Annotated in this window: 15 protein-coding genes; 6 read left to right on the top strand and 9 right to left on the bottom strand. The window is 55.7% G+C overall.

Going from position 1 to position 14,851, the window contains the following annotated elements:
* Nucleotides 1-108 precede the first annotated feature (108 nt).
* On the top strand, nucleotides 109-1,104 hold the full coding sequence (locus ACZ5RI_RS02230) for an adenosine kinase (protein WP_464514480.1): 996 nt from the start codon (nucleotides 109-111) through the stop codon (nucleotides 1,102-1,104).
* On the opposite strand, the gene ACZ5RI_RS02225 is transcribed toward ACZ5RI_RS02230, so the two are convergent.
* The 3 genes from ACZ5RI_RS02225 to ACZ5RI_RS02215 are packed head-to-tail and all read right to left on the bottom strand — an operon-like array spanning nucleotide 1,078 to nucleotide 3,510.
* Complete coding sequence (locus ACZ5RI_RS02225; RefSeq protein WP_464514479.1) at nucleotides 1,078-1,608, bottom strand: Smr/MutS family protein; 531 nt, start codon at nucleotides 1,606-1,608, stop codon at nucleotides 1,078-1,080. The two genes, ACZ5RI_RS02230 and ACZ5RI_RS02225, sit on opposite strands and share 27 nt — an antisense overlap.
* Nucleotides 1,605-2,783 (bottom strand): murein transglycosylase A, encoded by a 1,179-nt coding sequence (mltA, locus tag ACZ5RI_RS02220; protein ID WP_464514478.1) that lies wholly within the window; start codon nucleotides 2,781-2,783, stop codon nucleotides 1,605-1,607. The genes ACZ5RI_RS02225 and mltA overlap by 4 nt, the downstream gene beginning before the upstream one ends.
* Before the next feature lie 52 nt (nucleotides 2,784-2,835).
* Nucleotides 2,836-3,510 (bottom strand): Tim44/TimA family putative adaptor protein, encoded by a 675-nt coding sequence (locus tag ACZ5RI_RS02215; protein WP_464514477.1) that lies wholly within the window; start codon nucleotides 3,508-3,510, stop codon nucleotides 2,836-2,838.
* 256 nt (nucleotides 3,511-3,766) lie between these two features.
* Between ACZ5RI_RS02215 and secB the strand changes: the two genes are divergently transcribed.
* Nucleotides 3,767-4,282, top strand: coding sequence for a protein-export chaperone SecB (secB, locus tag ACZ5RI_RS02210; RefSeq protein ID WP_464514476.1), 516 nt, complete (start codon nucleotides 3,767-3,769; stop codon nucleotides 4,280-4,282).
* 97 nt (nucleotides 4,283-4,379) lie between these two features.
* Here the strand turns inward: secB and dnaQ are convergent, their stop codons facing one another.
* Genes dnaQ through ACZ5RI_RS02190 form a run of 4 tightly spaced genes read right to left on the bottom strand, consistent with a single transcriptional unit; the run spans nucleotide 4,380 to nucleotide 7,165 of the window.
* A complete protein-coding gene (gene dnaQ / locus ACZ5RI_RS02205) occupies nucleotides 4,380-5,072 on the bottom strand; it encodes a DNA polymerase III subunit epsilon (RefSeq protein ID WP_464514475.1) in 693 nt (230 codons plus the stop codon).
* Nucleotides 5,073-5,077: 5 nt separating this feature from the next.
* Nucleotides 5,078-5,683, bottom strand: a complete 606-nt coding sequence (gene coaE, locus ACZ5RI_RS02200; protein ID WP_464514474.1) for a dephospho-CoA kinase — start codon at nucleotides 5,681-5,683, stop codon at nucleotides 5,078-5,080.
* Nucleotides 5,673-6,533, bottom strand: a complete 861-nt coding sequence (locus tag ACZ5RI_RS02195) for a shikimate dehydrogenase (RefSeq protein ID WP_464514473.1) — start codon at nucleotides 6,531-6,533, stop codon at nucleotides 5,673-5,675. The genes coaE and ACZ5RI_RS02195 overlap by 11 nt, the downstream gene beginning before the upstream one ends.
* Nucleotides 6,530-7,165, bottom strand: a complete 636-nt coding sequence (locus ACZ5RI_RS02190) for a Maf family protein (RefSeq protein ID WP_464514472.1) — start codon at nucleotides 7,163-7,165, stop codon at nucleotides 6,530-6,532. The genes ACZ5RI_RS02195 and ACZ5RI_RS02190 overlap by 4 nt, the downstream gene beginning before the upstream one ends.
* Nucleotides 7,166-7,521: 356 nt before the next feature.
* On the opposite strand from ACZ5RI_RS02190, the gene hemE reads away from it, so the two are divergent.
* From hemE to rho, 4 genes are all read left to right on the top strand, one after another.
* Nucleotides 7,522-8,478, top strand: a complete 957-nt coding sequence (gene hemE, locus ACZ5RI_RS02185; RefSeq protein WP_464515531.1) for a uroporphyrinogen decarboxylase — start codon at nucleotides 7,522-7,524, stop codon at nucleotides 8,476-8,478.
* Between the two features lie 2 nt (nucleotides 8,479-8,480).
* Nucleotides 8,481-9,485 (top strand): ferrochelatase, encoded by a 1,005-nt coding sequence (gene hemH, locus ACZ5RI_RS02180; RefSeq protein WP_464514471.1) that lies wholly within the window; start codon nucleotides 8,481-8,483, stop codon nucleotides 9,483-9,485.
* A 16-nt stretch (nucleotides 9,486-9,501) separates the two neighbouring features.
* Nucleotides 9,502-9,942 (top strand): CopD family protein, encoded by a 441-nt coding sequence (locus tag ACZ5RI_RS02175; RefSeq protein ID WP_464514470.1) that lies wholly within the window; start codon nucleotides 9,502-9,504, stop codon nucleotides 9,940-9,942.
* 306 nt (nucleotides 9,943-10,248) lie between these two features.
* On the top strand, nucleotides 10,249-11,505 hold the full coding sequence (gene rho / locus ACZ5RI_RS02170) for a transcription termination factor Rho (RefSeq protein ID WP_464515530.1): 1,257 nt from the start codon (nucleotides 10,249-10,251) through the stop codon (nucleotides 11,503-11,505).
* Between the two features lie 115 nt (nucleotides 11,506-11,620).
* Here the strand turns inward: rho and ACZ5RI_RS02165 are convergent, their stop codons facing one another.
* Entirely contained in the window at nucleotides 11,621-12,592 is a 972-nt protein-coding gene (locus ACZ5RI_RS02165) for a quinone oxidoreductase family protein (RefSeq protein WP_464514469.1), read from the bottom strand.
* 131 nt (nucleotides 12,593-12,723) lie between these two features.
* Entirely contained in the window at nucleotides 12,724-14,775 is a 2,052-nt protein-coding gene (locus tag ACZ5RI_RS02160) for a thioredoxin domain-containing protein (protein WP_464514468.1), read from the bottom strand.
* Nucleotides 14,776-14,851 lie beyond the last annotated feature (76 nt).

Raw genomic sequence — 14,851 nt, 5'->3', positions numbered from 1 at the left:
GGCGCTTTTAAGGCAGTGCCATGGTCTGTTAGGCCCTTGCACAGCCAGCAATCATCGGGCATTGCAAAAGCCGAAATTTATAGCCGCCGCTTCAAGGGAGAGAAGATCATGGATCGCACCGCCGACGTAGTTGCCATGGGCAATGCCATTGTTGACGTTCTGGCACCGGTGGACGATGCCTTTTTGCTCACCCACAAGATCGCCAAAGGCGTCATGACGCTGATTGACGAATACCGTGCCCACGAGCTGTATCAGGCTTTCCCGGCCGAGCGGCGCGAAATGGCTGGCGGGTCGGCGGGCAACACCATGGCGGGCATCGCCTCGTTCGGGGGCGCAGGCCAGTATATCGGCAAGGTGCATGATGACCGGCTGGGGTTGGCCTTCACCTCAAGCCTGAAGGAACTCGGCATCCGCTTCACCACTTCGATGGCGGATGAAGGCCCCTCGACCGCCTGCTGCTTGATCGCCGTGGCCCCCGACGGACAGCGTTCGATGAACACTCATCTGGGGGCCTGCCGTGGCTTGCAGGCTGCCGACGTCAAGAAGTCCGATATTGCCAGCGCCAAAGTGCTCTATATCGAAGGGTATCTGTGGGATATGGAGGCCGCCAAGGCCGCCTCGCGTAAAGCTATTGCTGCCGCCCGTGAAGCCGGCACCAAAACCGCCTTCACGCTGTCCGATCCATTCTGCGTCGGCCGTTTCCGTGACGAATTCCTGGAACTGATCCGCGACGACGTCGACATCGTTTTCGCCAACGAAGATGAAGCCAAGGCGCTGTTCGGCACCGAAGACTTTGATGGCGCATTACAGGCCCTGTCCGATTGGGGCGGGATTGCCGCTGTGACCCGTGGGGCGCAGGGCTGTGTTGTGGTTGGTCAGGGGGAAACCCACATTGTCGATGCCGTGCCGGTCAAACAGGTGGTCGATACCACCGGCGCAGGCGATCAGTTCGCCGCCGGGTTTCTCTATGGCCTGACCCATGGCAAGGCTCTTGGGGTCTGCGGCAAGCTAGGCTCGCTGGCAGCAGGCGAAATCATTTCGCATTTCGGTGCCCGACCGCAAACCTCGCTGGCGGAATTAGCGCGCAAAGCGGGGCTGATCTGAGCTTTTTTTGCGTAGGTAAATATACAGCGCACCGTCACCGCCATGGCGACCGTGGGCGGTGCGGATGTCGGCGATCTGACGCACGACATCCGGCTCGGCCAGCCAGCGCGGCACCATATTCTTGAGCACGCCGCGGCTGCGCATATCGAGTTCCATATCAAAGGGAGCGTAGCGATCGATCTGCTGACGCCCCTTGCCGGTAATCACCAGTACCAGCCGCAGATTGCGCCTGATGGCCATGGTGATGAATTTCATCAAGGCGGGATAGGCCGCCGCCTCGGTCAGGCCATGCAGATCAAGTGTGGCTTGCGGTGCCAGATCACCGCGGTGCAGCCGTTCGGCGGTGCCCCCGTCAATCCCGCTGGGGATGGCTGGTTTAGGCCCCTTACGCACCACGGCTTCGGGCATGATCAGGCGCGGCTCGGGCTTGGCAATCCGAAGTTTGCCCGTCATCACCCCTTCGAAGAAAGCGCGTTCGTCATCGCTGGTCTGGCGTTTTTTCATGGTGCAGGCCCTTCATAGCGGCTGATACCCTGCAAACGGTCGGCCACGGCCTTGGGCAGCAGAATAAACATATCGCCCGGCTGTTTCATTAGTCCGGCCAGCTTTTCCGGCCCGCCGCCGACGCCAAGATAGAGATCGGCCCGTCCGCCCCCGCGAATGGCCCCACCGCGATCCTGCGCGATGAACAGACCTTGCCAAGCGGTGCCCCCCCCATCCGATGATGGTTTGGTGGTGGCGATAAATACCGGCAGACCATAGGGGTGAAAGCGGGGATCAATGGCAATACTGGCCTCTGCTGTCAGCGGCACCCCTTCGGATCCCCTGGCCCCGAGGGAAGGGCTGCCGATATGCTCTTCAGCGAAAAATACATAGGATTCATTGGCCTGCATGACAGATGCGGCTTGGTCGGGGTGGCTTTTTAACCAATCCCGAATGGATTGGGCGGTAATCTGGTCCCGCGCGATGGCGCCCTGCGCCACCAGCACCTTGCCAATGGCGGTATAGCTTTTGCCATTCTGCCCGGCATAAACCAGACGAACCTGAGACCCATCTGGCAGCAGCCCACGGCCTGAGCCCTGAATCTGAAGGAAAAACACAGCAACCGGATCAGCGGCATAAAACAGGATGGGGGCTTTTAGGCCCTTATTCTCGATCTCGGCCCGGCTGGGATAGGGGGTAAGCCGGTTCTTATCGAGACGGCCAACCAGCTTTTCACCCTTATACTTATCGCGGAAAAGCCCCAGATCGACGCTGACCAGATCTGTCGGCAGGCCATAAATCGGCGTTTGGTAGGTTTCGTCTTTGACCCGGCTGACAGCAATTTCGGGCTCGTAATAGCCGGTGAACAGATTGGCTGTTCCCGTGGAGGTCAGCGCGAAGGGCTGAAACCATTGCTCGAAAAAGCGCTTCGGCGGCAGCGGATTATGTTTGGCTGCGCGGCAAACTGCCTGCCAGTCGCCATTGGTGCCACCATAGCCAAGCCCCGGCGCCGGGGCAGTGGCAGACCGGGCGCTAATTTCGCCGCAGGACCGCACAAAGGCCTGATAAGCGGGTTGCGGATTGGCCCCACGCCAGCCCGGCAGATTGGAAAAATCCTGTTTTTCAAGTGTAACACCCGTGCCCGCCGGGCCCGGTGCGGTTTGGCAGCCGGACAGCATGACAGCCAAAAAGCTCAAAAAAAGCCCTGCCAGTAGCGGGGCTTTTTTAAGGGGAAAATTTTTAGAAATTTTAAGCCTCAGCCGCTGTGGCGATCAGAATCCAGTTTGGATTGCGCGCCAGCACATCGCGCGAGAAGGTCCAGATATCGTTGACTTCGGTTACAGCCTTTTCATCCCCGGCAACCACCACCCCGTTGCCATCGACGGTGGCAGAAATCACCTCGGCCCGGAAGGACACCGTCACCTCGGCCATGCGATCTTTTAAGGCCGCGCCGACGATCTTGACCTCTTTAAAATCGACAAAGGTGAAACGGCATTGCTGTCCAGCGGCTTCGCGTGCGGTAATCGCCCCTTCAAAGGCAGTAAACACTTCGGCGCTGAGCAGCGGACGCAGGGTTTCGCGCGCGCCGGTAGCAAAGCCTTCCTCGATCATCTCATAGGCGGCGCGGGCGCCGGTGATGAATTTATCACGATCGAAGCTTTTATCGCCGAGCGAAATATCAAACAGACCGTTGGAAACCGGATCGGTAGGCCGCATGACCGGCGACGACAATTGCGGACGCGGTGTTTCATCAGCCATTTTATCGCTGACAATGCTTTCCGCCGGCTCCTGATGGGCGACACGATAACTTTGTGGCGGCCGCTCGTTACCGGTTCGCCGGCCAAGCACCGCATACAGGCGGAACAAAACAACCGCCGCTACCGTTGCTATCACAATGATCTCGAACAATTGCGTGTCCGCCATATTGGAAAAACCTTACGCGTCACAAGCGCGCATAAATCGTATCACACAGTAGCGCAGTCGGCTTTTGGGGTCCAGCAACGCATCTTTTTATAATTAGGTTTTACGGGCCGATTTGCAACAGGCGCACCCTTCCGGCAACAATAACGTTAATGATTCGCTTACGTGGAACGGCTTTCTTGCGGCTTGCTTGTCAGAGGCCCGGCTTTCATGCTAGCGGCGCTGAACAATAGCTACGTTTTCCTTTAGGGGGTCTTTGATGAGCGAAGAAGGCAATATTCCGGCTGGCGGTTCCGCTGATGGCCAAAATGGTGCAGACGAGGCCAACGCGCCCGCAATCCGTGTTGTGTCGCAGTATATCAAGGACTTGTCCTTTGAAAATCCGGCCGCACCGCTGACCAACGTTGCCAGCCGTCCGCAGGTCGAGCTGAACGTCGATCTGAAAGCCAAACAGGCCGATAAGGAACTGTTTGAAGTCGAAATGAAGCTGCAGGTCTCGGCCAAGATTGAAGACAAGCCGGCTTTCTTGCTTGAACTGGTCTATGGTGGCCTGTTCTTCCTGCACAACATCCCGGAAGACGTGCGCAGCCAGATCTTGATGATCGAAGCGCCGCATCTTCTGTTCCCGTTTGTCCGCCGCATCGTCGCCGATGTGGTGCAGGATGGCGGTTTACCCTCGCTGATGATCGAACCGATCGACTTTGCCGCGCTGTATCGTGCCAAGATGGCCGAGATGCAGCAGCGCAACGTGGCGCCGGGCCATCTCGACGCCTGATCCGGAAGCTAATTTTCAGACAAACGGCGCTACCGATTTAGGTCAGCGCCGTTTTTGTATGTGCGGAACGCGTAACAAACGCCCGTCACACAAGAATTCAGGCGTCGTATTTGGCCCACACCGGGTTATCGCCCAATTCCTTGCCTATAAAGGCTTTATGGGCGGCGATTTCGCTCTCGGTGATGCGGTCTGCCAGTGGATGGGGACGCAGGCGCACCGGGGTATCGGCGGCAGGGGCCAGCGGCACATTATCTGCCGGAGCCAGCGCCAGATTCTGTTGCCGCCCGCCGACCAGTTCAAGATAGACCAGCGCCGTCAGCTCGGCATCAAGTAGGGCGCCATGCTTGCTACGGCGGGTCAGATCGATGCTGAAGCGTTTGCACAGCTCGTCGAGGGAATAGCGCGCGCCAGGCAATTTGCGTTTGGCAATCTCAATGGAATCGATTGCACGAGAAAACGGTATTGGTGCGCGTTTTAGTTTAGTCAGTTCGGCATTGAGAAATTTCATGTCAAAACTGGCATTGTGGATGATCAGCGGCGCATCGCCGATATAGTTCAGAAAATCATCGCAGATATCGACAAACAGTGGTTTATCGGCGAGAAATTCCGATGACAGGCCGTGGACCTTGAAGGCATCGGCCGGCATGTCGCGTTCGGGATTGAGATAAACGTGAAAATTGTTTTCGGTCGGCAGATGGTTTTCCAGCTCGACACAACCGATTTCGACGATGCGGTCACCGGATGATGGGTCAAAGCCAGTGGTTTCGGTATCCAGAACAATCTCACGCATGATTTTTATTTTTCCTGCTGCTGCAGATATTCAACAAGTTCGCGCACCTGAGCCCGGGTGGCGGCCAGCCCCTGCCCCGTGTCGATAACATATGCCGCCCGGCGACGTTTTTCCGCATCAGGCATCTGACGCGACAGAATAAGGGCAAATTTCTCGGGCGTCATCCCGGGGCGAGCCAGAACACGGCGGCGCTGCTCCTCGGCCGGGGCGCTGACCACCACCACCGCATCGCAGTAACGGTCCCACTCGGCTTCGTAGAGCAGAGGAATATCAAGCAGAACAAAAAGCGCGCCCAGTTGAGACTGTGTCGACAGGAAGTCTTCAAGAGCATAGCCAATCTGGGGATGCACCAAGGCCTCAAGCCGGGCAAAGCCATCAGTATTGCGCCGTAAGCTGGCCGACAAAGCGGCGCGGTCAACCTGTGTCGTCGTGGTCGTGCCGGCAAAGGCCTGTTCTATCCGGGCGATGAATTCCGGTGTCTGATACAGTTTATGCACAACCGCATCGGCATCGAACACCGGCAGGCCGAACGCGGCGAACATCTTCGCCGTTTCGCTTTTTCCCATACCGACCGAGCCCGTCAGCCCGAGACAAAAAGGCTTATTTGTCATGAAGGGTCTTTTCCAATGCCGCACGCAAGGCCGGGCTGATTTGCGGGCGAAGGCCAAACATCGCCTCGAATGTCGGCACTGCCTGATGCATCAGCAACCACAAGCCGTCAATTGTCTGACGCTGCTCAGCCGCAGCCGCTGCCAGCAGCGGGGTTATCAACGGGTTATACACCGCATCGAACACCGCCGCCCGGGGCGGCAATGCAGCCAGATCCAGATCAATGGCGGCGCGACCACTCATCCCGGCGCTGGTGGCATTAATTAATAAGACGCTATCGCTGGCAGCGTGTCCCCAATCCTCAAACCCACCAGAGACCAATTCACAGTTGCAGTCTGGTTTCATACTGTCAGCCAGCGCCGCCGCATTTTCCGGCCGTCGTGCCAACAGCACAATTTTACCCACAGCCATTTGGGATAACGCCAGTACGGCGGCGCGCGCCATACCGCCCGCCCCCCATATCACCACCTTTTGGCCCCGCAAGGCCCCCTGCCCCAGCGCCGTGTCCAGGGTCGCAATCAGACCGGGGGCATCGGTATTGTCGGCCCGGATCCCATTTTCGGAAAAGATCAACAGGTTGGCGGCACCGGCGATTTTGGCCATCGGGCTCGACGTATCCGCCAGAGCAAAGGCCTTTTCCTTGTGCGGTACAGTAACATTGATACCGACAAACCCCGCCGCCTTTAAACTGTGCACCGTGGTGGAAAAGTCCGTAGGCGCGATTTTGAGCGGCACATACGCCCCATCGACACCATATTCCTCGAGCCAAAAGCCATGCAGCAGCGGCGATAGCGAATGGGTAATGGGATATCCGGCCACACCGCCAATTTTTCCTGCACCGGTCAGTTTCATGTTTCCACCGCTCCAAAATCCCGTAGGGCTTTTAACAAGTCTAGCAACGGAAGCCCAAGAATGGAAAAATAATCCCCTTCAACCCGGTCAAATAATTGTAGACCGCGCTCTTCCAACCGGTAGCAGCCGACCGAGGATAGGATCGCCTCAGCTTCCAGCTCAAGATAGCGATCTAAATACGTGTCGCTGAAGTCGCGCATCGTAAGGCTACAGATTGCCGTATGGCGCCATAGACATTCCGCCCCCCGGACCAGAGCGGCCGCGGTGTATAAATAGTGTGTATTTCCCCGCAAGGCCTGCAACAGTTTTTTTGCCGCCACAAGATCAGCCGATTTACCTAGCGGTACGTCGTTAAATACCAACAATTGGTCGCTGCCAATTACCAGATCTTGCGGATGGTCTTTGGCCACCACCATCGCTTTGGCGAGGCTTAAATTTTCCGCGATGGCTGTTGCATTTTGTCTTTGTTTATAGAGCTTTTCGCGAAGTGAGGATTCGTCCACCACCGGCACACAGGGGGTGAATAGAATCCCAGCATCCCGGAGCAATTTTGCCCGCGTGGCACTGCCAGATGCTAAAATAACGCTGTGGTTACGGTCTTTTTTTATCATGACGTTTTCAAAGCCGCTCAAAAAGATTCATACACCAGTCGCCCCACCGTTACCCACACTGCGGATGGCACATACCCACTAGGACTCAAGGGTCTGACAAAATTCTTTTCACCTCACAGGCCAGCCTGGGTATGATTGTGGATAGAGCGGCCTTTCCTGTTCACAGTTACGCACCCGGAGGGGCTTTGCCAACCACAGACTAACGTATTGTTTATCTTAATAAAATATTATCCATAGGAGTCTTATCGACAAATTGCTGCACAATCCACTGGCCTAACAACAACTTCACTAAACTAATTAGGAATCTTGTTTTGATTCATGAAACTGTAGTGACCCGTACTTTGCGTGGCATAGCATGCGAAAGACCCGCGCTTTGGATGATGCGCCAGGCCGGACGATATTTGCCTGAGTATCACGAGGTTCGTGCCCAAGCCGGATCCTTCTGGGATTTGTGCCATAACCCGGAATTGGCTGCCGAGGTGACATTGCAGCCAATCCGCCGCTTTGGCTTTGACGCAGCAATTGTTTTTTCGGATATTCTGACCATTCCAGCGGCACTGGGCCATGGTGTGGATTTTTCGGCTGGTACCCCCCGCCTGCTGATAGCCGGTCCCGATAGCATCTTTGAGCAAGATCCAGATATCCATCGTCAGAGGCTGGGGGCGGTGTTTGAGACCCTTGGTCTTGTCCGTGGCCGCCTGGATCGATCTGTGGCGCTGTTGGGCTTCACGGGCGCGCCCTGGACCTTGGCGAGCTATATGGCGGCCGGTGGTGGCGGTGATGAACAGCGGGCGGCGAAGTTATGGGCCTATCGCGAACCGGTATCCTTTGCGGCGCTAATCGATATCTTGAGCGATTGTGTGGCGTTGAGCCTGATTGCACAGTTACAGGCCGGTGCCGATGCTGTGCAGATATTCGACAGCAGTGCAGGTAATCTGCGTACGGATTTTTTTCGCAGTTTTGTTGTGGCGCCGACAAAAAAAATTGTCCACAAAGTGCGCACAGTGTTACCGGATGCGAAAATTATTGGTTTTCCCCGTCTTACATCGCAGGATGGTTATCGAATTTATGCGGCTGAAACAGGTGTTGATGCGGTATCGTTAGACACTTCAGTATCGCTTGCCTGGGCCCGTGATACACTTCAGTGCAAGGCTTTACAGGGCAATCTGGACCCACTGGCCTTGATTGCCGGTGGGGCTGTTCTGGAAAGACAAGTTGATGAGATTTTGCAGACCATGCAGGGTAAGGCCCATCTCTTTAACTTAGGTCATGGTATTCTACCCGATACCCCCATTGCACATGTCGAAAAATTGGTTTCTTTGATCCGGGGATAGCGATGAAACAGGCCGTAGTGCTGTTCAATCTTGGCGGACCGGAAAACCTTGCCGGTGTTGAGCCATTCTTGCGCAATCTTTTTTCTGATCCGGCGATTATTTCTTTGCCTGCACCGTTTCGTTTGTGGCTGGCCCGCTTTATTGCCAAACGACGTGGCCCCACCGCGTCGGCGATTTATCGTGCGATTGGTGGTGGATCGCCTATTCTGCGCGAGACTGAGGCACAGGCAGTTGCCTTGCAACATGCTCTTGGTGATGAGACGCGGGTTTTTATAGCTATGCGCTACACGCCGCCTTTTGCTGTCGACACTGTGCGCGCGCTACAAGATTTTGCGCCTGACCACATCATCTTGCTACCGCTTTATCCGCAATATTCTAAAACCACGACCGGATCATCGCTGGCAGAGTGGCATCAGGTGGCAGCTTGTGCGGGCCTCACAGTACCGACGCATTCGGTTTGCTGTTATGCCACCCTGCCTGGTTTTATTGCAGCCCTTGCGGATCTGACGGCGTCTGCGGCGCAAAAATGCCAGCCAGAGCTATCCTATCGCTTGTTGCTGAGTGCGCATGGTCTGCCCGAGCGGGTGATTAACCGTGGTGATCCGTACGCGGAACATGTCATGGCTACTGCCAAGGCTTTGGCGACAACTTTAGGTATGGAAGACTATCAGGTCTGTTATCAAAGCAAGGTCGGGCCTTTGAAATGGATAGGTCCGTCGACTCTTGATGAAATCAAACGCGCTGGTACCGAAGGTAAGGGGGTGTTGCTTGCCCCCATTGCTTTTGTGTCCGAGCATTCTGAAACCTTGTATGAACTTGATATCGACTATGCCGAACAGGCCGGACATTTTGGGGTGCCCCATTATATACGTGTTCCGACTGTGGGCTGCCACCCAGCCTTTATTGCAGGGCTTGCCGGACTGGTTCACATGGCACTACACGATGAGGATTATCGTGCTATGGCCGGGTGTTGCGGCGCAGACAAACAGTGCGGCTATCCGCACTAAGCTTGGGTGAAACAGGATGGATTTTTTCGTTACAAACTATCTGTGGTTTAAGTCCTTCCACATCATCTTTTCCATAGCCTGGATGGCTGGGCTGTTCTATCTGCCGCGGCTGTTTGTCTATCAGTGCCAGACTGTGGTGGGATCGGTGGAGTATCAGCGCTTTCTGACTATGGAAGGCAAATTGCTTGCCATGATCATGGCGCCAGCGGCGATTGGGACCTGGCTTTTTGGGCTGATTATTGCCTTTGCTATGGATTATTGGTCGGACCTCTGGTTTCTGTCGAAGCTTGGGCTGGCAGGGTTAATGACGGTGGTTCATCTTTTAGATATTTACTGGGCCCGTAAATTTTTCCGTGGTGTCAATGTCCGCTCGGAGCGGTTTTTCCGTTTCTGGAACGAAGCGCCGACCCTGTTGATGTTTGCCATTGTCATTCTGGCGGTGGTTAAGCCGGTCTGATGATACCGCTTCCGTGCGACATTCGCGCCCGCCGTGGCTTCACGGCAACGATCCTGTGCTTTTAAAGAGCTGTGTTGCCGGGTAGGCCATTGCGTAAGTCACGCGGGGCGCGTTATATACCCCCTGTTCCCAAAAGCCTGAGTGCGGTTCCTTCCGCGTCGATCTGTGCTTTGATCCTCTTAGGTTCAAGACCTCAGGCATTCCTACGCTAAAAAATGATCGTCCTTGCCGTTTTGGTTTGGGCGGAAGCGATATTTCGATTCAGGTGCAAAACTTTCCATGAGCGAACCCACCCCCCTGCAAGCGATGAAGCTGCAGGATTTGAAGACCAAATCCCCCACCGATCTTTTGGCCTTTGCCGAAGAGCTGGGTGTTGAGAACGCATCGTCCTTGCGCAAGCAGGATATGATGTTCGAAATCCTTAAAGAGCTGGCTGAGCGTAACGTCGAAATTACAGGCGCCGGTGTGCTTGAGACGTTACAGGACGGGTTCGGCTTCCTGCGTTCGCCCGAGGCGAACTATCTGGCGGGGCCTGACGATATTTACGTATCTCCGTCGCAGATCCGCCGTTTTGGTCTGCGCACCGGTGACACGGTTGAGGGCCCGATCCGTGCGCCGAAAGATGGCGAGCGCTATTTCGCCCTGCTGAAAGTCTCGACGATCAATTTTGAAGATCCTGAGAATATTAAGCATAAGGTTCACTTCGACAATCTGACGCCGCTGTATCCGACCAAGTGGCTTAAGATGGAAATCGAAGACGCCACACTGAAGGATAAGACCGGCCGGGTGATTGACATCGTCTCGCCGCAGGGTAAGGGCCAACGCGCCCTGATCACTGCCCCGCCGCGTACCGGTAAGACCGTTATCCTGCAGAATATTGCCAAGGCGATCGCGGCCAACCATCCGGAATGTTACCTGATCGTCCTGCTGATCGACGAACGTCCGGAAGAAGTCACGGACATGCAGCGTACGGTGCATGGCGAAGTGATTTCCTCGACCTTCGATGAACCGGCCACCCGCCATGTTCAGGTCGCCGAGATGGTGATCGAAAAGGCCAAGCGCCTGGTTGAACACAAGCGCGATGTTATCATTCTACTCGACTCAATTACCCGTCTGGGCCGCGCTTACAACACGGTGGTACCGTCTTCGGGTAAGGTGCTGACCGGTGGTGTTGACGCCAACGCCCTGCAGAAGCCCAAGCGCTTCTTCGGTGCGGCGCGTAACATCGAAGAAGGTGGCTCGCTAACCATTATTGCCACCGCGCTGATCGATACCGGCAGCCGTATGGATGAAGTGATCTTTGAAGAGTTCAAGGGAACAGGTAACTCGGAAATCATTCTCGACCGTAAAGTCGCCGACAAGCGCGTCTTCCCGGCCATTGATATCCTGCGTTCTGGCACCCGTAAGGACGAATTGCTGGTCGATAAAGGCCGCCTGTCGAAGAGCTATGTGCTGCGTCGCATTCTGGCGCCGATGGGTACCGTCGATGCGATTGAATTCCTGCAGGACAAGCTGCGCTCGTCAAAGAACAATGATGATTTCTTCGAGAGCATGAACTCTTAATGGGTGAGGGAAAAGGCTTATTGCCTTTTCCCCTTCAGTCGCCGGCGGACTGCATCCGCAGTCGCGGACGGATAAGAAAATAAAAGCATCCCTGTTATACAGGGATGCTTTTTCTTTACGGAACCAGAATGGTCGAGCCGATGGTTTTGCGGCTGTGCAGGCTTTCGTGGGCGGCCTGGGCTTCGGACAGTCGGAAAATCTGACCAACCGTGACGATGATTTTGCCGCTAAGTATTGCCGCGAAGAAATCATCAGCCGTCTGCTGTAGCTCTTCCGGCGTCGCAATATAGTGTTGCAGACTGGGCCGGGTCAGATAGAGCGAGCCTTTGGCCGTCAGCAGGCCAGGGCTAAAGGGCGGCACCGCGCCCGAGGCATTACCGAAACTGACCATCAAGCCACGGGGCGCAAGACAGTCGAGCGAACGCTCGAACGTATCTTTACCGATGGAATCGTAGACTACCGGCACACCAGCACCATCGGTCATATTGCGGGCGGCTTTGACCCAGTCGTCGGTTGCCGACAGGAAGACCCGGTCATAACCGGCTTCTGACGCGGCGACGCGTTTTTCCGCTGATCCAACGGTTCCGATCACCTTGACGCCGAGGGCGCGAAGCCACTGACCGGCAATCAGCCCCACCCCACCGGCGGCAGCGTGAAATAACACGGTCTGACCCGGCTGCACGGCGAAGGTGCGCTTGATAAGATATTGTACCGTAAAGCCTTTGAGCATCGAGGCGGCGGCAGTGTCAAAACCAATGCCTTCGGGCAGTTTGACGGCTCTGCTTTCCGCCACGTTGTTGGCTTCGGCATAGGCCCCGATCGGACCGGAGCAATAGCCGACACGGTCACCGACAACAAAACGTTTAACGCCCTCGCCCACCGCTTCAACCACACCAGCGGCTTCTGAGCCGAGACCCGATGGCAGCGGCAGGGCATACAGACCGCTGCGTTGATAAGTGTCGATGAAATTGATGCCGATGGCACGATGACGTACGCGGATGAAGCCGGGTGCCGGTGCGGGTAGTTCTATATCCTGTATTTGTAGAACGTCCGGGCCACCGGTCTTTGCAAAACGTATGGCTTTCATAAAGGCCTCCTGAATTGCCAATAGTGTTTGGTGTCAGGATGCGCCAGCGCGATGGCTGGGGACAAGAAAAAAGGGCAGATGGAACATCCGCCCTTTTCTACAAAAAACATAAGGATATTTTGTGTGGGTTTTTAAGCGTGACCGGCGGGGGCTTGCGGGCGGGCCGGTAATTGCAGAACCTGTGACAAGGTAACGGCGTTGGTGATCGGTGCCATACAGTTCTTATGTTGGCAGATATAGGCCGTAGGCTGACCATTCTCCATAACCTTGCCATGGGCCGGGTGGCCGACCGGTAAGGCTTCGCTCGGGTCGATCAACATTAAGGTCGCGGTGGGCAGGCTGCGGGCCAGTACGGCGGCAACCAGTTCCTGCGTTTTACCGCTTTCTTTCGGCCCGACGATAACAATCTGCAAGCCAGCGATCATGGTTTCCAGGCTGTTGAGATAACCGCCCATACCGATGAAGCCTGCGCCCAGTTCACGGGCGAAACCACCAATCGCAGCATTAACGCGCTGCTGATAGATTTCTTCGCCGGTGATGAAGGAAAGCTTGGCCAACAGTTCGATCATTACAGCATTGGCACAAGGTGCCGCCTGGTCGAATATTGTCCGTATACGTACCAACGGTGAGCTGTCATCTGCTGCGGTCAGGAAATAGCCGCCATTGGCGTTATCCCAGAATATTTCGTTCATCACTCGTGCCCAGCTCTGGGCAAAGTCGAGATAACGCTTGCTGCCGGTAACTTCCCAAAGCTTTAGTGCCGCCCGGGCCATATAGGCATAATCGTCGGCAAAGCCGGTATTGCCGCGGTTACCTGCACGCCAGGAATGGTAGAGCCGTTCCCCATCGCCCATAGTTTTGACGACAAAGTCAAAAGCCTTGATGGCGATGCGCAGCCATTCAGGGTTGGAATAGACCGTGCCGGCATTGGCAAAACTGTAAATCGCCATGCCGTTGACATCGGCCAGCACCTGATCGTCGCGTAAGGGGGCACTGCGGTTCTGATTGCGGGTGCCAAGCAGCAGCTCACGCTGACGTTTGAGCAAGGCTTCGTCGGCATCGTTGAGCGGGAACGGTGCGCCCAGACGCTGCAACACATTCTGACCGTTGAGCAGCCCATCTTTGCGGACGTTATAGACATCCTTAAAGCGCTGGCTGAACGTGCCGGCCAAAGCGGTATCAATTTCGGCTTCGTCCCACAGATAGAAACCACCTTCTTTGCCATCACAATCGGCATCCAGGCTGGTGGCGAAACCTTCTTCGACCATCATCTCGCGGTGCATCCAGTCGAGGGTTTCTTCGATCCGGGTGCGATAGAGCGGGTGGCGGTTAAACTGTGAAACCGTGGTCAGCAAATCGGTGATAATGGCGTTTTCGCCGAGCATTTTCTCAAAATGCGGAATGAGCCACCGCTCGTCAACGCTGTAGCGGTGGAAACCGCCGCCGACATGATCATAAAGCGACGACTGGCACATCGTATCAAGCGTGGTTTGTACCAGCTGGGCAAAGGGGGCTGCGCCGGTGCGTAAGAAACCACGCCACAGCACTTCAACCGCTGGAATATGAGGAAATTTCGGTGTGCCGGTCAGCCCGCCATAGAAAATGTCAAAACGCTGGGCGGTGTGAACTGCCATCAGGTCAAGACTGCGCGGATCAAGCTGGCCACGGGTATCACGCGACCATTGCTCGCTCAGCGCCTCAATAACCTTGCTGGCATTGGTCGCAACCGTTTCACCCTGATCGTGATAGATGCCGACGACATTGTTGAGTATGGTTTTGAAGCCGGGCTGACCATTGGCTTCTTCGGGCGGGAAATATCCGCCGACGAAGAAGGGTTCGCCCTTGGCATTCAGGAAAATATTGAGCGGCCAGCCGCCGCGATAGCCCATCAACTGGGCGGCAGCCTGATAGAATCGATCAAGATCGGGGCGTTCTTCGCGATCAACTTTCACATTGATGAAATTATCATTCATCACCGTGGCGGTTTCGGCGTCGGAAAAGCTCTCACGATTCATGACATGACACCAATGACAGGCGGAATAGCCGATCGATAATAAGATCGGTTTGCCACTGGCTTCGGCTTCTTGCAGGGCCTCCTGGCCCCAGGCATACCACTGAACAGGATTGTCCTTATGCTGTAAGAGATAGGGACTGGTTTCCTCGGCGAGACGATTGCTGTTCATCTGACTGTTTCCGATTGCCGCGATTTATGCCTAAAACGGCGACGCATTAGGGTTACAACAACAGCTTTAGCGCGTT

Source organism: Micropepsis pineolensis (assembly GCF_055392125.1).
Note: the sequence above shows the minus strand (reverse complement) of the source record. Positions and strands in the feature narration are given on the sequence as shown.